Genomic DNA, 20,391 nt, shown 5'->3' with positions numbered 1-20,391 from the left:
GAAGGCGGGCGGCGCCCTTTTTTTTATTGGCCGACGATTACGAAGGGTGCCCACACCGCGGGATGCGATCCGCCCGGAACCTGCTTGTCGTCGATCAGCGACACCATCGCCGCTTGCAGAGCCCGTGCGCGGCTGAGCTGCCCGTTCTCAGAGTTGCGCACCGTATCGACCGTCAATCGCGCCGCAGCATCGTCGCGCACCGCCCAGTGGGAGAGGAGCAGCGATCGTCCTCCGGCGTGCAGAAACGCGCGCGCCAGTCCAGAGTAGCTTGGGCTGCCGCCGTTCGCTCCTGCGGCGGTGTTGCAGGCGGAAAGGATGATCCAGTCGGCGCTTAGGCGCAGCAGCGAGATCTCCGAGGCGGTCAGCAGGCCATCGTCTGCGCTGGAGGACGAGGCGGGAGGGGTGAACACGAGCGCGGGCTCGCCCAATCCATTCATCTCACCATTCACCAGACCGTGCGTCGCGAATGCGATCACCGATACATTTTCCAGATCGAGCCCCTTGACGGCCGCTTCGGTGGCCTGGTCGCCCACGATCACCCGGCTGTCCCCGCCGAATGCGATCGCCATGCTGCGCAACTCGCGTTGCGCATTGGGCAAGGAGGGCAGGTTGCGCACGGCCTCGAGGTTCACCGCCCCACCCCGAAAGAGGCTTGCAACTTCGAGCGGCGCCGAGGCCGGGGCGAGGGTCGGGCCGCCAATGCCTAGGAACTTGGTGTCTGCGATCGCGACGTGCTCTGGAGAGCGGGCGAGCGTCATCGGAATCGCCACCGCTTTGTCGCGAATCAACCACGCCGTCCGCCGCAATGCGGCCGGATCATCGTCGCGGCCCGAAGGTGTCCGAGTCACTAGTAGCCCCAGGGGCACCGAAGCCAATGCCTCGCCGCCATATAGCAGCAGCGTATCGCTCAGGGCGACATCGCGTTCCAGCGTCCGGGGCAACAGGTAGGTGTAAAGCCGGTGCGCCGCCCGGCGATCAAACGTCGCGAGGGCCCCCGCCTGGTCCACCGACGCGCGGATTGCACGGATCGCGTCCGCGACATCGCGTTCGGTACCTTCGCTTCGCGCCCAAGTCAGCCCATTGCGAGTAACGGCAACGGTTACGAGCCGTCCGTCGACAGTGAATGGCGCGATCAACGCGCTGCCCGGATCGAGCGTCGCCTGATACGCGGTGAGCTCGATCGGAGCAGGCCGGCTGAGCGCGCGATATTCCGGGAAACGAGTATCAAGCGCAGCTTCGGCACCGAGCAGCAGGGTGTCGTTGGCAGCAATCTCTCCCGACAGCCGCTCGATCGAGGCCTGACCCTTCGCGACCAGCGCTTTGCTGTGTTCCGATCGGAGTTGCTGACCCCGCCGCGCGCGGTCCTGCAGCGCTCGCGCCAGGTCTGCAACCTGCGGATCGCGCGTCGCCGCTCGCGCCGCCACGGCAGAGAGCGTGGCCGCTGTCTCGGTGAGATTTGCGAGTTGTAGCGCTTTGAAAGCGGCCTGTGCATGCCCTGTCTCGAGCGCGAAGGCTGCGAACCGACCCAAGTGGCGACGGTTGACCGGCCCCAGCGTGACCGCATCCTTGCTGGACGCTGCCGCATCAAGCATTCGCCGTTCAATTGATCGAGCCGCCGTCTCGGCCTGAGCAAAGCCGGCTGCAGTGTCACCCTTCGCCGCGACCAGCCGCGCATGGACGATTATTGCCCCGGTTCGATCCACATGGTCCTCTGGATACCCGGCTCGGGCTATATCGTTTGCCCGCGCGGCGAACGGCAGCGCCTCATCGACCTTGCCCTGAAGAAAGAGCAGGTTCGCGATTTCGGTGATCGGATCGACAAGCGCGACATGGCCCGCACCGGCGTTTTTCTCGAGCGTCGCAATCGCGGCGCGCAGTCGCGTCTCCGCTAGCGTCACGTCGCCCCGCGCGCTCGCCATCGTCGCGGCGCTGGAATAGATGACGCCCAGCGCGGTCGGGTCCGCCGTCTCCTTCGAGGCAACGTAGATCTCCGCCGCTCGCATCAGCAGCGCCTCTGCCTCTTCTCCTCGCCCGATTGCGAACAAGGGCGACGAGAGATTCTTCAGCGCGATTGCCGTGCTCGGATGCTGCTCACCATGGGCAGCCACCCGCACCTCCAGCGCGCGGCGAAACACGCCAACGGATTCGGCGAACTGGCCGCTCTCATTCAGTGCCTTCCCCAGATTGTTTAACGCGATTCCCAGCGTCGGATGATTCTTCGGCAGGTGGATCTCGGCATGATCCGCAGCCTTCCGAGCAGCCGCGATGGACTCCTCATATCTTCCCGCGGTCCCGAGCACCGATGCATAGGACGTCTGGCGCACCACCCCGAGCGGGTTCTCCGGTGCTCCAAACTCAAGCTGCATTTCCGCTCCGCGGCGCAGCCAATCGAGCGATTCCTCGACCTTGCCTTGTCGAAACAAAACGTAGCCGATGCCAAAGGTCGAGCTGCCGACCTCGAGGCTACGCTCACCCTGAGCCCTTTTACGGATCGCTAGCGCCATGTAATGCCGCTCGAGCGCTCCCAGATAATCGCCGCGGTCGGCCAATATCGTGGCGGTATTGGAAAGAAGAGAGGCGGCTTCTTCGCCATTGCCGAGCCCGGCACGGTTGAGGATCGCGCCGGCCGCGTCGAGCGCCTCCACCGCCTCGCCATATCGTCGTAGATAGAAGAGTGCTCCGCCGATATTGGCTTGAACCGTGGCAAGGGTCGCCGGAGCTACCTTCGGCGCGGCCTGCGCTTCCGCGAGCAGCGCCTTCATCTCGGCAAGCTTCGCTTCAGGATTTTCGGAAAGGTCGATCGCGTCGAGCGCTTTCAACCGAGTGTCGAGGCTCTCCCGCGGTGCCGGAACCTCCTGTGCAACTGCAGCGCCTTCAGCGTGCCCGGTTGCCAACAATGCGACCGCCAACAGTATATGCATGGTGCCCCCTGTGCCCGCCCTCATGCTAACCAAAGGCGAAGCAGACGCAAGTTTGCGCAGGCACAGATTTGCGTCGCCTAACAGCCTTTTTCACTGCAAAGCGTGCCGGACCTGATGTAGCTTCGCCAGAATGTCCGGGCTCAACCTCCTTTATGTCGAAGACGATGCCCGGCTTGCGCAGGATGTCGCCCAGCTGATGGCGGCGGAGGGCAACCGCCTGTCGTGGACCGCGAGTGGAGAGGAGGGGCTCAAACGCGCCGGCACCGAGGCATTCGATGTCGTGATCCTCGATCGCATGCTCCCCGATCTGTCGGGCATCGAGATAGTCCGCCGCCTGCGCGATGCCGGCATCGCCGCGCCGGTGCTGATGCTCTCCGCACTGGGCCGCGCCGAGAACCGGATCGAGGGACTCGACGCAGGGGTCGACGACTATATGGCCAAGCCGTTCGATCCACCCGAGCTCGTCGCCCGCGTCCGCGCGCTTCAGCGCCGCGCGGCGGGGCAGGCGCATAGCGCCGTCATTCTGTTCGGCGACCTCGAATGCCATATAAAGGCACGCACCGCGCATCGCCGTGGCCGCCACCTTGCGCTCAGCCCGAAGGAATTTGCGCTCTTCCGTTACTTCATGGAAAATGCCGGCGAAGTCGTCACGCGTGAGATGTTGCTGCGCAACGTCTGGAACCTCTCCTTCGACCCCCAGACCAACGTGATCGACGTCAATGTCGGTCGCCTGCGCCGCAAGCTCGAGGAAGGCTTCGACGCGCCGGTGCTGGAGACGATCTGGGGTACCGGCTATCGATTGGTGGCGGCTTGAACGAAAAGGATCGGATGCGGCGCCGAACTTCCTTGGTGGCCCGCGCGGCGCTGGCGGTGGCGGGTCTCGCGCTCGTCGCCATCGCCTTGCTGTACGCCGTCACCGTCTGGGTGGTGCGCCATGAAAGCGATGCGGCGCTCCAGCGCGCGGTCGATGTCGAGATCGCGGCGCTGGCCGATATCCATGCGTCGGGAGGGCGCCGCGAGCTGGTTGCGCGCATCCGCGATCGCCTCGCGATGCGCAACCAGGATCCCGATCAGACCCATTATCTCCTCGCCGATACCAGCGGCACCCGCATCGCCGGCGATATCGCGCGCTGGCCCTTGCTCTCGGCCGAGAACAGCCAAGCCGGCTTCGTCACGCTCGACGGGGGCACCCCCGTCTTCGCCCGCGCAACCCAGCTCGATCCGCAGCTCCGGCTGGTCGCCGCGCGCGAATATGGCGGGCGCAGCGACCTGCTCCGGCATATCGGCCTGGCATTCCTGCTCGCCGGCCTCGCCGTCGTCGCCGCAGCGCTTGGGCTGACGGTCCTCGCCGCCGCCCGGTTGCGCGCCCGGGTCGAGGGAATGAACGCCGCGTTCGACGCGGTCGAGCAGGGGGACTTGCAGGAGCGTATCCCGGGCGCTGATCACAGCGACGAGCTCGGCCAGCTCGCTTTGCACGCGAACTTGCTGCTCGATCGCCTCGGCGCGGTGATCCACGCCCAGCGCGACGTCACCGATCAGGTCGCGCACGAAATCCGCACCCCGCTGGTGCATCTCGACACGCGTCTGCTCCGGCTGATCGATCGTGCCGTCGATCCCGCGCTCGTCGCCGCGCTGGGCGCGATCCGGCAGGAGGGGCGGCGGATCGGCGAGCTGCTCGATTCGCTGCTCGACATCGCCGCCAGCGAAGCGCGCCGCGGCGATCGGACCGGGTTCGTCCCGGTCGATCTGTCCGAAATCGCGCGCTGCCTTGCCGATCTCTATGCCGATAGCGCGGTCGATCTCGGTCTCGATTTCCATACTGAGATCGCAGCCGACGTCACCTTGGCCGGCGACGCGATGCAACTCACCCGCGCCATCTCGAACCTGCTCGACAACGCATTCAAATATTCGGGGGCCGGCGCGCGCATCTTGCTCGCCGTCCAGCCCGGCCCGCGTATCATCGTCCGCGACAACGGACCCGGCGTTCCCGAAGCCCTCCGCGCGCGCATCTTCGAACGCTTCCAGCGCGGCGAAGCGGACCAGGACGGCCACGGCCTCGGCCTCGCATTGGTTCGCGCCATCGCCCGCCGCCACGGCCTCGAAGTCACCTGCCGCGATGCGCATCCCGGCGCCGAATTCACCATCGCGCAGGAGAAAGTGCAGTGAACCCGTTGCTTGCGCTCGCAGCCCCGATGCTGCTCGCCGCCGCGCATCCGCAGGAGCCGGTCGACGCGGTCTCGCTCGCGGTCGCCCGCGGCGCCGCAGCCGAAGCGGCCGGCGACGGCAGGGCGATGCTGGATGCCGCCCGAACGCTCGAAGCTCTCGGCGCCCGGCCCGACTCCGAGGGGGCGGACCTGGCCAAGCATTGGCGCGCCCTCGCCCAGGCGCAGGGCGTGCGCGACAAGGCGCCGCCCTTCCGCGGCCGTGCGCTCGGCCCGGCCTACCGCCAGGGGGTCCTCGCCCCCGGGGCCTCGCTCGCCACCGAACAGGTGTTCCTCGCCGGGCAGAAAGCCGTCGTCGCGCTCGTCCCGGAGCCCGCGCGTGCGCTGAACATACGCATCCAGTCGCGCGACCGCAAGAATATCTGCGAACGCGCCGCAGCGGCACCCCGCGTCAGCTGCGCCTGGCTGCCGCTATTCACCAGCCGAGTCGAAATCCGAGTCGTCAATCAGGGGCCGAGTTCCGCGCGCTACTATCTGGTCAGCAACTAGCCACCATGCACCGAGCGCCGCCACGGATTGAGCCTGCGGGCAAGGGCATCCACGTTCGACCTGCTCAGACGCCTTCGCGGATCAAGGTGCCGGGCTGCCCCGCGACACTGACCTCAAATTCGAACAGATCGCCGGCATGCGGCTCCTTGCTGAGGTCTGCCGAGGCGACATGCTTGTTCGCGGTGGTGGCGAAGACGGTCTTGAGGTCGGGTCCCCCGAAGGCTATCTTGGTGATCGCGCTGACCGGGAACTTGACAGTCTCGAGCAATTCCCCGGCGGCCGAATAACGGCGGACAGCCCACCCCATATAGAGCCCGATCCAGACGCAGCCTTCGCTGTCGACCACCGGGCCGTCGGGAAAGCCTTCGCTATTGGGGATGCGGACGAATTCGCGGCGATTGGCAAGCATGCCGTCTTCGTCGATGTCGGCGGCATAGACGACGCCGCCCAGCGTATCGACATGATAGAGGGTGCGGCCGTCGGGGCTGACCGCGGGCCCGTTGGTGATCGGCACCATCGGGGTGAGGGGGACGCAGCGGCCGTCGGCGGCGAGGCGATAGATGGTGCCGGTGGTGGCGGCCTCGCCATCGTCCATGCTGCCAAACCACAAGCGGCCCTTGGCGTCGACGGTGGCGTCGTTGAGGCGATTGCCGGGCTTGTCGGCCTCGGGCGTGACGATGGGCGTGAAGCTGCCGTCGCGCTCGTCGAAGCGGGCGAGGCCGCTCTGGAGGCCGGCGACGAAGCCGCCGCTTTCCACCGGCAGGATGAAGCTGACCTGGCCGGGTGTGTCCCAGCTGCGCGTGCCGCCGGTGGCGGGATCGTAGCGGTGGATCTTGTGGCTCTTGATGTCGACGAACCAGAGCGCGAAATCGCGCTCGACCCAGACCGGTCCTTCGCCGAGCGGCGCCCCGAGCTGCCAAATGCTGACCGGCTCGGAAGTCACCACGTCGCTCATTTCATCGCCATCCTGCATCCACGAAATATTCGTGGCCCGTTATCAGCCGGGCGTCGTCCGATGCAAGGAACAACGCCATCGCGGCGATATCGTCGGGCACCAACCGGCCCTTGAGGCATTGCGCGGCGACGATCTCGGCCTCGCCCTCGGGCGTGTACCATTTCTCCTGGCGCGGCGTCTTGACGTTGCCGGGGACGATGCAGACCGATCGGATGTTGTGGGGGCCCAGCTCGCGCGCGAAGCTGCGGGTGAGGCCCTCGATGCCGGCCTTGCAGGTCTGGTAGAGGACCAGTCCCTCGAGCGCCAAATGCCAGGAGATCGAGCCGAGATTGACGATCACGCCGCCGCCCTGCGCCTTCATCCCCGGGATCACCGATTGGGCGGAGAAGAACAGGTGCCTGAGGTTCACCGCGATGCGATCATCCCAATAAGCGGGAGTGACCTCCTCGATCGTGTGGCGATCGTCGCTGGCGGCGTTGTTGATGAGGATATCGAACGGGCCATTCTCGTCGATCAGCGCGGCGATCGCGGCCTGGACTGCCGCGACGTTGGTCAGGTCGCACTGCTGGAAGCTCGGAGGGCTCTCGGCGCTGGCCAGGCTTTCGACCAGCGCGCGGGATTCGGCTTCGGCGATGTCGAAAAATGCGACTTTTGCGCCCTGGCGCACGAACCCTTCGACGATGCCCGCGCCGATCCCCGAGCCCCCGCCGGTGACGAGAACGCGCTTGTCGCGCAAACTCGGATAGCTGGCCCGCTGGTCGCGCGCGAGAGGCTTTGAGGTGGGATCAGCTTCCGACATGGGACGTGTAAATTCCTGAGTGCCCGTGGGCGCGTGTGAAAAGTATGCGGAAAACGGGCAGGGGGCCTCAGGCGAAGGCCGGCTGCGCGAGCAGACCGCGCTCCGCCAGGTTTCGCATGAGATCGCGGATGCCATACTCCCAAGGCGCCGCCGCCTTGGAGGTTGTCACGCGGTTGACAAGGCTGCCCAGCTTGGGAGTCGAGATGCGGACCACGTCACCTTCCTTGTGGGTAAAGCCGCGGCCCGGATGGTCGCGGTCCTGCACGGGCGCAAACAAGGTGCCGAGGAAGAGCGCGAACCCGTCGGGATACTGGTGCTCGCTGAGCGTCTGGCGGATCAATTCCTCAGGATCGCGGCTGATCTCGCTCATCCGGTTGGTGCCCGTCAGGCGATAGCCCTCGGGACCCTCGATCTCGAGGTTCACCACTGCCGAACGAACGTCGTCCATAGAGAAATTCTGGTCGAAGATCCGGATGAAGGGTCCGAGCGCGGTCGAGGCGTTGTTGTCCTTTGCCTTGCCAAGCAGGAGGGCGCTGCGGCCCTCGAAGTCGCGCAGATTGACGTCGTTGCCGAGCATCGCACCGCGCGGCTTGCCCGCGCTGTCCGCCACCAGCACCACTTCCGGCTCGGGATTGTTCCAGTCGCTGTCCGAGCGGATGCCGATATCGGCGCCCCAGCCGACCGTCGAAAGCACCGGGGCCTTGGTGAAGACCTCCGCATCGGGGCCGATCGCGACTTCGAGATATTGCGACCACATGCCGGCATCGATCAAGGCGGCCTTGAGGCGCATCGCTTCGTCGCTGCCCGGCACGACCGAGCGTATGCCGGAGCCGACCTTGGCCTCGAGATCGCCACGGACCTCGGCGGCGCGGGCGGAATCGCCCCGCGCGCGCTCCTCGATCACGCGTTCGATCGCCGAGAGCGCGAATGTGACGCCGCACGCCTTGATGACCTGGAGATCGACCGGGGCAAGCAGGCGCGGGCCGTCTCGGGTGCCGAGCGCCTCGGTCGCGCAGATCGCTTCGCCGCGGAGGGAGGCGGGATCGACCTCTAGCAGATCCGACACAGTGGCAGCAGCGCGCGAGACGTCGAACACGCTTCCGTCGCGAACGACGACCGGAGTCGGGCCCGCATCCAACAGGAGACGGCCGACCAGGATCGCTTGTGCATGGTCAGATGGCAGCAATTCAGCCGCGGTTGCTTCCAAGATCCCCTCGCACCATTACGCTATTGATAGCGCTACCATGACGCTCGGCGGCGGAAAATGTCAAGGCGATGCACCCGCATTGCCGGTCAGATTTGTCCGAGCATCTCGGTGACGATGGCTTCGCGACGGCGCATCTGTCCGTCTTCGCTAGCCCGGACGACTTGCCAGGGCCCGAGCAGACTGGCCGCGACGATCGTTTCGTAATTTCCGCGGACGCGCTGCTGGAGGGCGATGTCGGCCTCATATTCGTCATAGGCGCGGTCGGTGTAGCTGCGCTGTGCCTTCTCCAGGATCAGCGCGCGGGCCAGGTCCCAAGGCGTGTCGAGATAGAAAGACAGATCGGGCGCGGGCAAGGCGAACTGGCCGGTTTCCAGCGACAGGATCCAGTCCATCATCGCGCGGACGTCGGTTTCCTCAAGGCGCGCGGCCTGATAGGCCATGTTCGAGGCGATGTAGCGATCGAAGATCAGCACGTCGTGGTGCTCGATCGCCTCCAGGATGCGGGGACGCCATTCGTAGCGATCGAGCGCATAGAGGATCGCGGCGGCGCCGGGCTTAACCGGCACGGGCATGTCGCCGGCGAGGAAGCGGCCGATCGTGACTCCGCCCACCGTCTCGCCATAACGCGGAAAGCCGATCACCACGGCCGTGCGGCCGGCGGCGTTCAGCGCGTCGCACAGCCCCTTGGCCGCAGTATTCTTGCCGACGCCGTCCGCGCCCTCGATCGCTACGATCTTGCCCATGGCTCCGCGTTTAGCAGGACCGTGGCTCGAGTCACGGCCGATCCGGCCCCCCCCGGCGAAGACCGGAACCGCGCACGAAGCGCCCGCTAACCTATGCAGCGCTAGACAGGGGCGTCGATTTTTGGAGTAACCCCTCGTGGCGCAGCTTCCGATGCTGGTCGTGTTGATCGTTCGAGACGAGACGCTGCGCAGCGTTTTGGCCGGGAGGCTTGCGCGCGCGGGAATCAACCTGCTCACGGCCGACAGCGGCGACGAGCGGCTGTTCCGGCGACGGATGGTGCGCGGCCCGACGATGCTGGTGATCGACGAGGCGGGGATCGCCGGGAACCCGGGGCAGTGGATCGAGGCGCAGTGGCGCAAGGGTTCGTGGCGGCGGATCGCCGTGCTCACCACGGTCGCGCCGATCCCCGCCAATGACGAGGACTGGCTCGTCTATGTCGACCGCGACTCGGCGACGAGCGAGCTCAATGCGCTGATCGATCGCTGGGCGAAGGTCGACGAGGGCGGCGCTATCCTGCCCATGCCGCCCTTTCCCTACGCGCCGCAGCCGATCAGTCCGGAATGATTCCCGCCGCGAACGCGATCCGTAGCGCTTCCGAAAGCGTCCGGACCTCAAGCTTGTCCATCAGGTTCGCGCGATAGATTTCGACCGTGCGCGGGCTGATGTCGAGCTCATAGGCGATAATCTTGTTGGAGCGGCCCTCGATCAGGCCGCGCAACGTATCGGTCTCGCGCGGGGAGAGCTTGGCGATCTTGGCCTTGGCGGCGGCGGTGCGGCGCTCGACCTCGCTCGCCTGATCGAGCCTGGTGAAGGCCGCGTCGATCAGCGTGAGCAAGGCATCGGGCACATAGGGTTTCTCGATGAAATCAAATGCGCCTGCCTTCATGCAATCGACCGCAACGGCAACATTGCCCTCGCCAGTGAGCACGATCGGCACGAGCCGGACATGGGAGGGAATTGCCTTCAGCACATCAAAACCGCCCGCACCGGGCATCTGGATGTCGAGCAGCAGCACGCCGGGATCCACTTCCCCGACTTCCTGGAGAAACGCATCTCCAGAGCGATAGCTTCGTACGATCAGGTTGGGGCGCAACGACAGCAGGCTGTGCAGCGATGCGCGGACCGCGTCGTCATCATCGACTATATAGATGGTCCTGCCCATCGATTTCTCCCCGTTTACGCCACAAGCGCGAGGACTTGCCGGCTCTCCCCCGGGAGGTTAGCCCCAAACTCCTGCGTCATTTCGGGGACGCTACGACGACTTGATGGAGGGTTCCATATCTTTATTGCACCAACATAGGTGAATGTCGGAGTCCAACATCTGTTTGGGCGTCCTGACGGGATGGTTACCAAACCACAGCCGCCGTCGCGGATTACGGAAATCGCCTCGAAACGACCACCGCTTCTCTTTCGCATAGTTTTGCAATCGTGCAGAATACTTGCTTTAGGCCTTTCATCGATCCGCCGGCGGCGCGTGTGCACCTGTCCCTATTCGCCGGCTTGCCAAACTATGCAGTTGCCGCGATCACCGGAGTGCGCCGGGCGACCCCGACGCCAGGGGAGGGAACCACCTTTGTTACGAACTACTGCAATCCTGGGGGCGGCCGCGATGCTGGCCGCCTGCACTTCGAACGGCGACAAGCCGCAAAGCGCCCTGGGCCAGCCCGGCGCGCCAGCGCAGGCGCCGGCCAAGGGGCAGGGCTATGCGCACGATCCCTATCCTTCGACCTATCGCGCCTATCCCGGCGCGCCGACGCTGGTCACGAACGTGACGATCCTCGACGGCGAGGGCGGGCGGATCGACAAAGGCTCGGTGCTGTTTCGCGACGGCAAGATCGTCGAGGTCGGCCAGATGATTGCCGCGGGCTCAGGCGTGACGGTGATCGATGGCGGCGGCAACTATCTCACCCCCGGCGTGGTCGATATCCACAGCCATCTGGGCGACTATCCCTCGCCGGGGGTTGAGGCGAATTCGGACGGCAACGAGATGACCGCGCCGGTCACCGCCGAGGTGTGGGCGGAGCACAGCGTCTGGCCGCAGGATCCGGGTTTCGCCCGCGCGCTGACCAATGGCGGGGTGACCACGCTGCAAATCCTGCCCGGCTCGGCCAACCTGTTCGGCGGCCGTTCGGTGACGGTGAAGAACGTCTATGCCCGCACGATGCAGGCGATGAAATTCCCCGGCGCGCCCTATGGCTTGAAGATGGCGTGCGGCGAGAATCCCAAGCGGGTGTACGGCAGCAAAGGGCGGGCGCCCTCGACCCGGATGGGCAATGTCGCGGTCGACCGCCAGACTTGGGCGCGCGCGCAGGAATATCAAAAGCGCTGGGCCAAATATGAGGAGAAAGGCGGCGATGCGCCGGCGCGGGATCTGGCGATGGACACGCTGCGCGGGGTGCTCGACGGCGAGATCCTGATCCAGAACCATTGCTACCGCGCCGACGAGATGGCCATCGTCATGGATATGGCCAAGGAGTTCGGCTACAAGGTCACGTCGTTCCACCATGCGGTGGAGGCCTACAAGATCGCTGATCTGCTCAAGGCGAACCAGGTTTGCGCGGCGGTGTGGGCCGATTGGTATGGCTTCAAGATGGAAGCCTATGACGCGATCAACGAAAATCTCGCCATCCTCGAGAAGGAAGGCGCCTGCGCGATGATCCATTCGGACGACGCCAACGGCATCCAGCGGCTCAACCAGGAAGTCGCCAAGGCGCGCTCGGCGGGGATCAAGGCGGGCTTCGACATTTCCGAGGCGACCGCGTGGAAATGGCTCTCGCTCAACCCCGCCAAGGCGATGGGCATCGGCGACAAGACCGGCAGCCTGGAGGCCGGCAAGATGGCCGATGTCGTGCTTTGGAACGGCAATCCGTTCAGCGTCTACACCCGCCCGCAGATGGTGTGGATCGATGGGGCATTGCTCTACGACGCCAACAATCCGAAGCTGCGCCCGGTATCCGATTTCGAGCTCGGCCAGCCGGGCGAGGGGGACGTGAAGTGATGAAGCATCTCCTCCTTTGCGCCTGCGCGATGCTGGCAGTCGCAGCGCCGGCTGCGGCGCAGGACGTGGCAATCATTAACGCCAAGCTAGTGATCGGCGACGGCCAGGGGCCTGCGGATGGCGGGACCGTTGTGATCCGCGCGGGGCGCGTCGTTGCGGCGGGCGCCGGGGTGGCGGTGCCGGCGGGCATGCGGGTGGTCGATGCCGGCGGGCGCTATGTCACGCCGGGCATCTTCGCTGGCTTTACCCGGATGGGCATCGTCGAAGTCGATGCGGTGGGTGACACCAATGACAGCGCGGCGCAGACCTCGACGTTCAACGCCGCGCTCGACGTCGCGCCGGCGGTCAATGCGCGCAGCACGCCGCTGGCGATCAACCGGCTCGAAGGGGTCACGCGCGCCGTGGTCGCGCCCGACAATAGCGGTTCGATCTTCGCCGGGCAGGGCGCGATCATCGACCTGGGCGTCGACATGGATCCGGTCAGCAAGCCGCGCGCCTTCCAGTTCATGGAGTTCGGTGAGGCGGGCGCGCGCGCTGCGGGGGGCAGCCGGCCGGCCGCGCATGCGATGCTGCGCAATGCCCTGTTCGAAGTGCGCGACTATATCCGCAGCCCGGCGAGCTTCGCCGATCGCGGCAAGGACGCGCTGCTGACCCGCGCCGATGCCGAGGCGCTGGTGCCGGTGGTGCAGGGGCGGGTGCCCTTGCTGGTCCATGTCGAGCGCGGCTCAGACATATTGGCGGCGCTCGAGCTCAAGCGGCTGATTCCGGGGGTCCGGCTGGTGCTGGTCGGCGCGTCCGAGGGCTGGACCGTCGCGCGTGAGATCGCCGCGGCGGGGGTGCCGGTGATTGCCTCCGCGCTGGCGGATCTGCCCTCGAGCTTCGAGCAATTGGCGGCGACGCAGTCCAATATCGGTCGGCTCAAGGCGGCGGGGGTGCTGGTCGGCATCGGAACGCTCAACGAGGATGAAGCGCGGCAGGCGCGGTGGGAAAAGCAATATGCCGGCAATCTGGTCGCGCTGGGGCGTATTCCGGGGGCGAGTGGGCTGAGCTGGGGCGAGGCGTTCGCGACGATCACGTCGCGTCCTGCCGAGGCACTGGGCATGGGCGGCGAGTTCGGATCGCTCCGCGCCGGGCGTCGCGGCGACGTGGTGATCTGGGACGGCGATCCGCTCGAAATCGGGACGTCGGCCGTGTCGGTCTATATCGACGGCGCCGAACAGCCGATGGCGAGCCGCCAGACGCGGCTGCGCGACCGCTATTGGGAGCCGAAGGAGGGCGCGCTGCCGAAGGCGTACGAGCGTTGATCGGCGGCAGCGCGGAACAGGATCCGGCCTCTGGTATTGGTAGATCGAGCCCCAAAAAGGAGAGAGATATGCGCATGCGAACCCTGGTCCCGGCGTTTGGCGCAATTGCGCTGATCGGTTGTCAGGCGGCGGACGAGCCGAACGCGGCGACCAACGCCGCGGTTTCGGACGATGCCGAGGGCAAGGTCGTCGGCAATGCGAGCGCGGACAATGCGCTGGCCGCGGTGCTGGGCATGACCGATCGGCAGCGCAACGTGGTGTTCATCCGGGCGCTGCTCGATGCCGATATTCCGTGCCAGGGCGTCGACTCCTCGACGCGGCTGCCCGACCAGGACGGCAAGCCGCTATGGCGGGTCAATTGCCAGGGCGGGACTGCGCATATGATCGGAGTCACGCCCGACGGGACCGCGAACATCGTCAGCCGTACGGATCGCTGAGCCGGAAGCGCTTGCGTTTCGACTGAGGCGGTACGCACAAAAATGGGGAGGCCCCGCTAAGGGCCTCCCCTTCCTTCGCTCGAACCTAGATCAGAGCCCGACGACGCCGCCATCGGTCTTGGTGACCACGACCACTGCCGAGCGCGGACGCACGGTGGCGCCGGCGGTGCCCGTGGCCTGGCTGTCGGGCCAGTGGCTACTGGGCGCCGCGGGGGTGCCGCCCTCGCCCGGATGCTGGATGCCGACGAAAATCGTGCGGCCATCCGGGGTGGTATCGACGCCGGTGATCTCGCACTCGATCGGGCCCACCAGGAAGCGCTTGAGGTTCGCGCCCGGTGCGGCGCCGATGCGGGTAGCTTGGGTGGTGGTGAGCGCGCCGGAGGTGTTGGTGATCGTGCGGGCGCCACCGTCGCCGACGGTGCCGGGCATGGCGGCAAGCATCTGGTTGTTGGTGACGTCGGTGAAGGCGCCGTCGTCGGTCTGGAGCCACAGCAGCGGCTTCACTTGGCCCGAGGCGTTGCTGGTGCGGGCGAAATAGAGGCCGTCCGGGCTGGAGAAATCATTGTCGGCGGTCAGGCCCGAGACGTTGACGTTCGCGGCGGGCAGATCGGAGCCGGCGCCAAACACATAGATGTCCCAGGTGAAGGCGGTCGCCTCGGTCGTGTTGCCGGTTTCGCGCAGGCGGATGACATGGCCGTTGCGGTTGCTCACCGAGGTGCTGGGCGGATCGAGATAGGCGCGCGGGTTGGCCGCATCGGTGTTCGACACGGTGCGCGTCGAATTGTTGGTGAGGGTAAGGTAGACCTCGCCGGTCACCGGGTTGACTGCGGTCCATTCGGGACGATCCATCGGCGTGGCGCCGACTGCGTCGGCGGCGAGGCGGGTGTTGACCAGGATATCGGTCTGGCTGGCGAAGACATATTCCGGATCCGTGCTGCGCGCGGTGCGGTTCGGCACGCTGCCGAAGGTCAGCGGAGCCCAGCTGCCGGTGCCGTCGGCGTTGAACTTGGCGACATAGAGCGTGCCGGCGTCGAGATATTTGTCGCCCATCGCCAGGCGATTGGTCGACGTGGCGTCGGCGGCGACCCAAGGCGTGGCCGAGACGAACTTGTAGAGATACTCGTTCACGGCATCGTCGCCCATGTACCAAGCGGGCTTGCGACCGGCGACGAATGCGCCGGGCCAGCAGCCCTCATGACCCATGCGGCCGAGCGCGGTGCGCTTGCGCGGAGCTGCTGCGCGATCATAGGGGTCGATCTCGACCACCCAGCCGAACTGGTTGGGCTCGTTGCGATAGTCGGCGGTGGCCGAGGCGCCGGTCGCGCGCGCGTCCCAGCGACGGAAGATCGTGCTGGTGGCGGTGGCGGGAACGACGCTCGACCAGCCGTAATTGCCGGTGGCGCTGGTGACGCCGTAGCGCGCCAGAGCAGTCAGCTCGCGGGCGCTGCGGGCGGCATTGTCGCCGCTGCGGCGGAAATAGCCGGCCCAATTCTCTTCGCAGGTCAGGTTGGTCGCCCAGGGGGTGACGCCGTTCGCGCAATTGTTGATCGTGCCACGGCCGGTCGTGCCCTCGGGCGCGAACGCCGTCTTCAGGAAATCGCTGCCGCGCACCGGGCCGTTGAACACGACCGGCGTCATCGGCGTGATACGACGATTGAAGCTGCTGCCCTGGACGACGGACCAGGCGCGCGACGCGCTCTCGATCACTTCGGTGACGCTGACCCCGTGGCACTCGATTTCCTTGAGCGCTTCGGCTTCGGGGCGCACGCCGCCGACGTTGGTGGCGCCTGCGGGGTGAAGATATTGCTGATTGATATTCTCATGGTTCTGCACGAGCAGGCCGCGGGTCGAGCTGGCGTCGTCGCGGGCACCGGTGGCGCTGAGGCCATACCAATAGAGCGCGTCGCCATGATCGCCGATACGCTGGGCGAAATCGGTGTCGGTGCCGTCATTCTTGTAGGCGGAGACGTTGGCGGCGATCGGATCACCAAGGCGGTTGACGACCTGCACCGTGTAGCCGGTCGGGACGGTGACGACGTCATTGCGGTTCTTCGCGACGGCGGTGAAGCCGAGCGTGGCGGGGCTGACGGTGACCGTGGTCGAGGCAGTCGCGGCGGTGCCCCCGCTGGATGCCGAGAATTGGAAGGTTAGCGGGGTCGCGGCGGCAACGCTGGGCGCCAGGAAGGTGACCGTGTTGCCGGTCGTGCCGTTGAGCGTGACCGCAGTGCCGCCGGTCTGCGTCCAGGCGCTCGCGGTGCCGCTGCTGGTGCCGGTGAGGGTCACGACCTGCCCGGAAGTGGCCGTCGCATTGGCGCCGGCGCTTACGGTTGGAGCCGGAATTGCTTCCAGCTCTTCTGCCGAGTCGCAGGCGGCGAGCGCGGAGGCGCCGAGCGTGGCGGCGATGATCGCCGATCCGCCGCGCAGTGCGCTGCGGCGCGAGATGCGCTGCTCGGCCAGCTCGTTGAGCGTCAGGGCCGTGCTCTGGTTCGTATCGATATCGCCGTCGCTATAGGCGAAGGTGTGGGTCAGCTCGTTCATGGAATCCCCCAAGGCTCGCGAGTCACGTTCGACCCGCCGTCCGCCTGCCTTTGCGAGGGGCGCTTTACCGGGTGATGCAATTTGCGCGTCGGGACGAAGACTCTTGGGGGTGGCTTTGTGACACTTTGCTCTCATGCCAGGCAGCCGCTAAGCGAGCGGGCATGAAGGTCGGCAAGCCGGATCCCCAGACCGCTATGGCGCCCGAGCCGACGCTTGCGCAGCGGATCGGCGAGCGTGCGCGGGGCTGGCGAGCGTATGAACCGGCGCGGGGGGGCGATCGAAGGCTGGCGGTTGCGGTTGCGTTGCTGATCGCGGCGGCGCCGGTGCTGACGATCTCGGGCGGCACCTTGCTTGCAGGGCGCGAGCGGGCGGCGACGACGAGGATCGAGGCGGCGTTGGCGCCGCGCATCGCGGCCGAGCGCACGACGGCGCAGGCCAGGATCGAACTTGAAGGCGCGCTGCGCCGGCCCTCGCTCGCCGCGACGGTCGAGATGCTTGCGCGCGCGCTGCCTACGGATGCAACGCTGGTGCGGGCCGAGCGGACGCGCGAGGGCGTGCTGGAGTTCGACGTGGCGTCGCCTGATCCGGACTTGCTCCGCGCGGCATTGCGGCGAACCGCGGGGCTGGCGCGGGCGCGCAGCATCAGCGAGCGACCGGGGGAAAGCGGGATGATCGTCTCGTTCCGCGGGGGCGCGGAATGAGGGTGCCCGAACTGGCCATAGGCGTTGGCGCGGGGCTGCTCGTGCTGCTCGCGCTCGCGCCGGCGACGGGCAATGTGCTGGGGACGCTGGCGAAGGTGCGCGCGGCGCGGGCGGCTGTGGCGCAGGCGGGGGCGGGGCCGGCAGCGACGGGCGCGATCGTGGCGCCCGGGTTCGCGCTTCGGGCACGCGATCCGGCGGCTGCGCGGGCGCTGATCGTGGCGCGGATCGAGCGGCTGGCGCGGGCCGGGGGCGTGCTGGTCGAAGAGAAAAGCGCGGTGGGATCGGCCGAAGGCCTGGTGGCGCTGCGGTTGCGGGTGTCGGGCGCGGAGAAAGCGGTGCTCGCCTTTGCCGACGCGTTCGAGCGCGAACGGCCGTTGGTGCGGCTGCGCAACTGGCGACTGGAGCCGGTGGCGGGCGGGGTGCGGCTGACCGGCGATGCCTTGGCGGCGAGGCAATGACGCGGCGCGATCTGTGGGTGCTCGGCGCGGCGGGGGGCTTTGCGGTGCTGATGCCCGCGTTGCTGCTGATGCCGCGCGAGGCGACGGTGGCGGCGGTTCAATCTGCGGCATCGGTTCCACTCACGGCCAAGCCGGCGGCGCCCTTGGCGGTAGCCTATGAGCGGGCTCTGTTCGGGGCAGCGACAGAAGCGGAGGCGGTGCCGCCGCAGGATGCGCCCGAGCTGGTGGGGATCGTCGGGCGGCTCGGGGCGGACGCGGTGGCGCTGGTGCGGACTTCCGAAGGCTCGACGCGGACGCTTGCGGTAGGGGAGAGCGTCGACGGCTGGCTGCTCGCGTCGCTGGCGATCGATGCGGCGTTTTTTACGCGGGGGTCGGAGCGGATTCGAGTGGCGTTGCCGGCAGGGTAAGGGCTTGATTCAGCTTTATGGAACCAGCCACCCCGGCGAAGGCCGGGGATGGTATCGGCGCGCTCGCGACACCCCGCCGTCTCGATATGCTCGCAACTGGGCCCCGGCCTTCGCCGGGGTGGGAGATCCAAGTGAGCCGAATCCGACGCTAGTAAATCCCGTCAATCTCCACCGTCAGTCGCGGCGTTGGCGGCGCGAGCAGCAGGCTCGACCGCCGGTTGTTGTCGCGCTCGTCGGCGCGCAGGCGGGCGTAGCGGGCCTTGGCGGCGGCGGAGGCGTCGGCGCCGTCGCGCAGGATCGTCGGCTTGAGGAAGATGAACAGCGTGCGCTTCTGGCGGCTCTCGCGGCGGCTCTTGAAGAGTTCGCCGACGATGGGCAGGTCGCCCAGGATCGGGACCTGGCTGCGCGTGTCCATATAATCGTCGCTGATCAGACCACCCAGGACGATCGTCTCGCCATTGTCGGCCAGTACGGTGGTGTTGATCGCGCGGCGATTGGTGATGAGATCGGACGCGCCGGCCACCGCGGTGGTCGCGATCGACGAGGCTTCCTGGTTGACCTGGAGGCGGATCGTGTCGCCGGCATTGACCCGCGGCAGGATGCGCAGGGTGATGCCGACATCCTTGCGCTCGATCGTGGTGTAGGGGTTCACATTGGTCGAATCGGTGAGGATCGAGCCGGTCACGAACGGCACGTTCTGGCCGACAACGATCTCGCCGACGACATTGTCGAGCGTGGTGATCTGCGGCGTGGAGAGCAGGTTAGCCTTTGTGGAGGTGCCGAGCGCCTGGACGAGGATCGAGAAATTGTCGCCGATCGCGAGATTGCCGCTGAAGCCCTCGCCGATCAACGAGGCAGCGGGGACGCCGAGCAGCCCGAGGATGCGGCCGAGCGAGGGTCCGATCTGGCCGAACGAGGTGCCGGCACCTTCGACCTGGGTCAGCGCCGCGGCGCTGGTGCCGAGCTGGATCGCGAGCGCTTCGGCATCGTCGCCGGTGATCTCGGCGATTGCCGCCTCGATGATGACCTGCGGGCGACGGACGTCGAGATCGGCGATCAAGCTCTCGATCGAGGCGATCGCCGTGGGGGTTCCGCGCACGACGACGGCGTTGAGCTCGGGCGCCGGCTGGACGGTGAGATCGGGGGTGGAGAAGCCGCGCGGGGTTGCCTGCACCGGATTCTGCATCGCCGGCTGGCTGGTGGCGGCGCCCTGCATCGCGTCGAGCCCGCCCGCTGCGCCGGCACCCGCTGCCGCGGCGCTGTTGGGCAAGGCGGAGAGGATCTGCGAGCTATTCTGGCGCGCGAAGGGGTTGGCCGAGCCCTGCGACAGGCTGCGCGCGACCGGATTGTCGGCCTCCTCGCCCTGGTTGAGAATGCCGCGCAGCACGTCGGTGACCGATTCGGCGTCGGCATAGCTCAGCCGGAACATCCGGGTGATCGGAGTCGCGCCGCCGGGCGAATCGAGCGAGACCGCAATCTTGCGGGCTTCGGCAACTGCTGCGGGGGTGCCCCGGACGATGACGGTGTTGCTGCGTGGATCGGCGGCGACGCGCGCGCCGCCATCGCCGAGCACGGTGGTCAGCGACTGGGCGACGTCGGCGGCGTTGCCGTTGCGCAGCGTGATCGTGGCGAAGGTCTGGCCGCTGCCGCCGTCCAACTGGCGGGCGATGGCTTCGATGCGGCGGACATTGTCGGCATAATCGGTGACGACGATCGCGTTGGGGCTGGTCATCGGCTCGACGCTGCCGAAGGTCGCCACCAGCGGGCGGACGACGCGGGCGACGTCGGCCGAGGGGACGTTCGAGAGGCGGACCATCCGCGTGACCAGTTCCTGCCCCGAAGCGCCGCGGCTGGGGACGCCGCCGTCGCGCACGGCATTGGCGGCGGGGACGACTCGCCAGGCGCGGCCCGAGCGGACGGCCGCGAAGCCGTTGGCGCGCAGCACCGACTGGAAGAGCTCCCAGACGCCGCCGGGGGTGAGCGGGGTGGCCGAAGTGACGGTGACGACGCCCTTGACCGCGGGATCGAGGATCAGGGTGCGCCCGGTGATGCGCGAAATCTGATCGGCGACGTCGGCGATCTCGACTCCGCGCATGTTGATGACGACGTCGGCCGCCGCCTCCTGCGGTGCGGTCTGGGCGGCTGTGACCGCGTCGAACGCGATGCCGGCGAGTGCCAAAGCGGCGAAGGTGGAGCGAATCTTGGTCACAG

At 67.2% G+C, this 20,391-nt stretch carries 18 protein-coding genes; 10 read left to right on the top strand and 8 right to left on the bottom strand.

The genetic code is table 11. The features are described 5' to 3' along the window. Positions 1–23: 23 nt before the first annotated feature. Complete coding sequence (locus OKW87_RS06560; protein ID WP_265543265.1) at positions 24–2,921, bottom strand: CHAT domain-containing protein; 2,898 nt, start codon at positions 2,919–2,921, stop codon at positions 24–26. A gap of 130 nt (positions 2,922–3,051) precedes the next feature. Between OKW87_RS06560 and OKW87_RS06555 the strand changes: the two genes are divergently transcribed. The 3 genes from OKW87_RS06555 to OKW87_RS06545 are packed head-to-tail and all read left to right on the top strand — an operon-like array spanning position 3,052 to position 5,632. Then, the gene (locus OKW87_RS06555) at positions 3,052–3,735 is read left to right on the top strand and encodes a response regulator transcription factor (protein ID WP_265543263.1); all 684 of its coding nucleotides are present in this window, start codon (positions 3,052–3,054) and stop codon (positions 3,733–3,735) included. A 14-nt stretch (positions 3,736–3,749) separates the two neighbouring features. Beyond that, positions 3,750–5,087 (top strand): sensor histidine kinase, encoded by a 1,338-nt coding sequence (locus tag OKW87_RS06550; protein ID WP_265543262.1) that lies wholly within the window; start codon positions 3,750–3,752, stop codon positions 5,085–5,087. Further along, the gene (locus tag OKW87_RS06545) at positions 5,084–5,632 is read left to right on the top strand and encodes a hypothetical protein (RefSeq protein ID WP_265543260.1); all 549 of its coding nucleotides are present in this window, start codon (positions 5,084–5,086) and stop codon (positions 5,630–5,632) included. The genes OKW87_RS06550 and OKW87_RS06545 overlap by 4 nt, the downstream gene beginning before the upstream one ends. A gap of 64 nt (positions 5,633–5,696) precedes the next feature. Here OKW87_RS06545 and OKW87_RS06540 read toward each other — a convergent pair whose 3' ends face one another. From OKW87_RS06540 to OKW87_RS06525, 4 genes are all read right to left on the bottom strand, one after another. Further along, on the bottom strand, positions 5,697–6,587 hold the full coding sequence (locus OKW87_RS06540; protein ID WP_265543258.1) for an SMP-30/gluconolactonase/LRE family protein: 891 nt from the start codon (positions 6,585–6,587) through the stop codon (positions 5,697–5,699). Position 6,588: 1 nt separating this feature from the next. Next, positions 6,589–7,386 carry an SDR family NAD(P)-dependent oxidoreductase gene (locus OKW87_RS06535; RefSeq protein ID WP_265543256.1) on the bottom strand — a complete coding sequence of 266 codons (798 nt, stop codon included), beginning with the start codon at positions 7,384–7,386 and terminating at the stop codon, positions 6,589–6,591. A 67-nt stretch (positions 7,387–7,453) separates the two neighbouring features. After that, entirely contained in the window at positions 7,454–8,572 is a 1,119-nt protein-coding gene (locus OKW87_RS06530) for a fumarylacetoacetate hydrolase family protein (protein ID WP_443025097.1), read from the bottom strand. 107 nt (positions 8,573–8,679) lie between these two features. Beyond that, complete coding sequence (locus OKW87_RS06525) at positions 8,680–9,336, bottom strand: dTMP kinase (protein ID WP_265543254.1); 657 nt, start codon at positions 9,334–9,336, stop codon at positions 8,680–8,682. 136 nt (positions 9,337–9,472) lie between these two features. On the opposite strand from OKW87_RS06525, the gene OKW87_RS06520 reads away from it, so the two are divergent. Then, positions 9,473–9,901 carry a hypothetical protein gene (locus OKW87_RS06520; RefSeq protein ID WP_265543253.1) on the top strand — a complete coding sequence of 143 codons (429 nt, stop codon included), beginning with the start codon at positions 9,473–9,475 and terminating at the stop codon, positions 9,899–9,901. On the opposite strand, the gene OKW87_RS06515 is transcribed toward OKW87_RS06520, so the two are convergent. Next, a complete protein-coding gene (locus tag OKW87_RS06515) occupies positions 9,888–10,499 on the bottom strand; it encodes a response regulator transcription factor (RefSeq protein ID WP_265543251.1) in 612 nt (203 codons plus the stop codon). The two genes, OKW87_RS06520 and OKW87_RS06515, sit on opposite strands and share 14 nt — an antisense overlap. Before the next feature lie 447 nt (positions 10,500–10,946). Here OKW87_RS06515 and OKW87_RS06510 point away from each other — a divergent pair, with 447 nt between their 5' ends. The 3 genes from OKW87_RS06510 to OKW87_RS06500 all read left to right on the top strand — a co-directional run bounded on the left by OKW87_RS06510 (position 10,947) and on the right by OKW87_RS06500 (position 14,076). Then, complete coding sequence (locus tag OKW87_RS06510; RefSeq protein WP_265544020.1) at positions 10,947–12,335, top strand: amidohydrolase; 1,389 nt, start codon at positions 10,947–10,949, stop codon at positions 12,333–12,335. Then, positions 12,335–13,639, top strand: coding sequence for an amidohydrolase family protein (locus OKW87_RS06505; RefSeq protein ID WP_265543249.1), 1,305 nt, complete (start codon positions 12,335–12,337; stop codon positions 13,637–13,639). The genes OKW87_RS06510 and OKW87_RS06505 overlap by 1 nt, the downstream gene beginning before the upstream one ends. 68 nt (positions 13,640–13,707) lie before the next feature. Further along, a complete protein-coding gene (locus OKW87_RS06500) occupies positions 13,708–14,076 on the top strand; it encodes a hypothetical protein (protein WP_265543247.1) in 369 nt (122 codons plus the stop codon). A gap of 90 nt (positions 14,077–14,166) precedes the next feature. Here OKW87_RS06500 and OKW87_RS06495 read toward each other — a convergent pair whose 3' ends face one another. Then, a complete protein-coding gene (locus OKW87_RS06495; protein WP_265543245.1) occupies positions 14,167–16,614 on the bottom strand; it encodes a PhoX family protein in 2,448 nt (815 codons plus the stop codon). A gap of 161 nt (positions 16,615–16,775) precedes the next feature. On the opposite strand from OKW87_RS06495, the gene OKW87_RS06490 reads away from it, so the two are divergent. Genes OKW87_RS06490 through OKW87_RS06480 form a run of 3 tightly spaced genes read left to right on the top strand, consistent with a single transcriptional unit; the run spans position 16,776 to position 18,180 of the window. Further along, positions 16,776–17,315, top strand: coding sequence for a hypothetical protein (locus tag OKW87_RS06490; protein ID WP_265543243.1), 540 nt, complete (start codon positions 16,776–16,778; stop codon positions 17,313–17,315). Positions 17,316–17,317: 2 nt separating this feature from the next. Then, on the top strand, positions 17,318–17,773 hold the full coding sequence (locus OKW87_RS06485) for a hypothetical protein (RefSeq protein ID WP_265543241.1): 456 nt from the start codon (positions 17,318–17,320) through the stop codon (positions 17,771–17,773). Then, the gene (locus OKW87_RS06480; protein ID WP_265543239.1) at positions 17,770–18,180 is read left to right on the top strand and encodes a hypothetical protein; all 411 of its coding nucleotides are present in this window, start codon (positions 17,770–17,772) and stop codon (positions 18,178–18,180) included. Before OKW87_RS06485 ends, OKW87_RS06480 begins: the two co-directional genes overlap by 4 nt. A 148-nt stretch (positions 18,181–18,328) precedes the next feature. Here OKW87_RS06480 and gspD read toward each other — a convergent pair whose 3' ends face one another. Next, positions 18,329–20,389: a type II secretion system secretin GspD gene (gspD, locus tag OKW87_RS06475; protein WP_265543237.1), complete on the bottom strand. Its 2,061-nt coding sequence runs from the start codon at positions 20,387–20,389 to the stop codon at positions 18,329–18,331. Positions 20,390–20,391 lie beyond the last annotated feature (2 nt).

This window comes from Sphingomonas sp. M1-B02, assembly GCF_026167525.1.
Taxonomy (GTDB): Bacteria; Pseudomonadota; Alphaproteobacteria; order Sphingomonadales; family Sphingomonadaceae; genus Sphingomonas.
This window is presented reverse-complemented; position numbering and strand designations above follow the sequence as displayed.

Coding starts and splice junctions, on each gene's coding strand:
- OKW87_RS06560 (WP_265543265.1), bottom strand. CDS start 2,921: ATGCATATACTGTTGGCGGTCGCATTGTTGGCAACCGGGCACGCTGAA.
- OKW87_RS06555 (WP_265543263.1), top strand. CDS start 3,052: ATGTCCGGGCTCAACCTCCTTTATGTCGAAGACGATGCCCGGCTTGCG.
- OKW87_RS06550 (WP_265543262.1), top strand. CDS start 3,750: ATGCGGCGCCGAACTTCCTTGGTGGCCCGCGCGGCGCTGGCGGTGGCG.
- OKW87_RS06540 (WP_265543258.1), bottom strand. CDS start 6,587: ATGAGCGACGTGGTGACTTCCGAGCCGGTCAGCATTTGGCAGCTCGGG.
- OKW87_RS06535 (WP_265543256.1), bottom strand. CDS start 7,386: ATGTCGGAAGCTGATCCCACCTCAAAGCCTCTCGCGCGCGACCAGCGG.
- OKW87_RS06525 (WP_265543254.1), bottom strand. CDS start 9,336: ATGGGCAAGATCGTAGCGATCGAGGGCGCGGACGGCGTCGGCAAGAAT.
- OKW87_RS06515 (WP_265543251.1), bottom strand. CDS start 10,499: ATGGGCAGGACCATCTATATAGTCGATGATGACGACGCGGTCCGCGCA.
- OKW87_RS06510 (WP_265544020.1), top strand. CDS start 10,947: ATGCTGGCCGCCTGCACTTCGAACGGCGACAAGCCGCAAAGCGCCCTG.
- OKW87_RS06505 (WP_265543249.1), top strand. CDS start 12,335: ATGAAGCATCTCCTCCTTTGCGCCTGCGCGATGCTGGCAGTCGCAGCG.
- OKW87_RS06500 (WP_265543247.1), top strand. CDS start 13,708: ATGCGCATGCGAACCCTGGTCCCGGCGTTTGGCGCAATTGCGCTGATC.
- OKW87_RS06495 (WP_265543245.1), bottom strand. CDS start 16,614: ATGAACGAGCTGACCCACACCTTCGCCTATAGCGACGGCGATATCGAT.
- OKW87_RS06490 (WP_265543243.1), top strand. CDS start 16,776: ATGAAGGTCGGCAAGCCGGATCCCCAGACCGCTATGGCGCCCGAGCCG.
- OKW87_RS06480 (WP_265543239.1), top strand. CDS start 17,770: ATGACGCGGCGCGATCTGTGGGTGCTCGGCGCGGCGGGGGGCTTTGCG.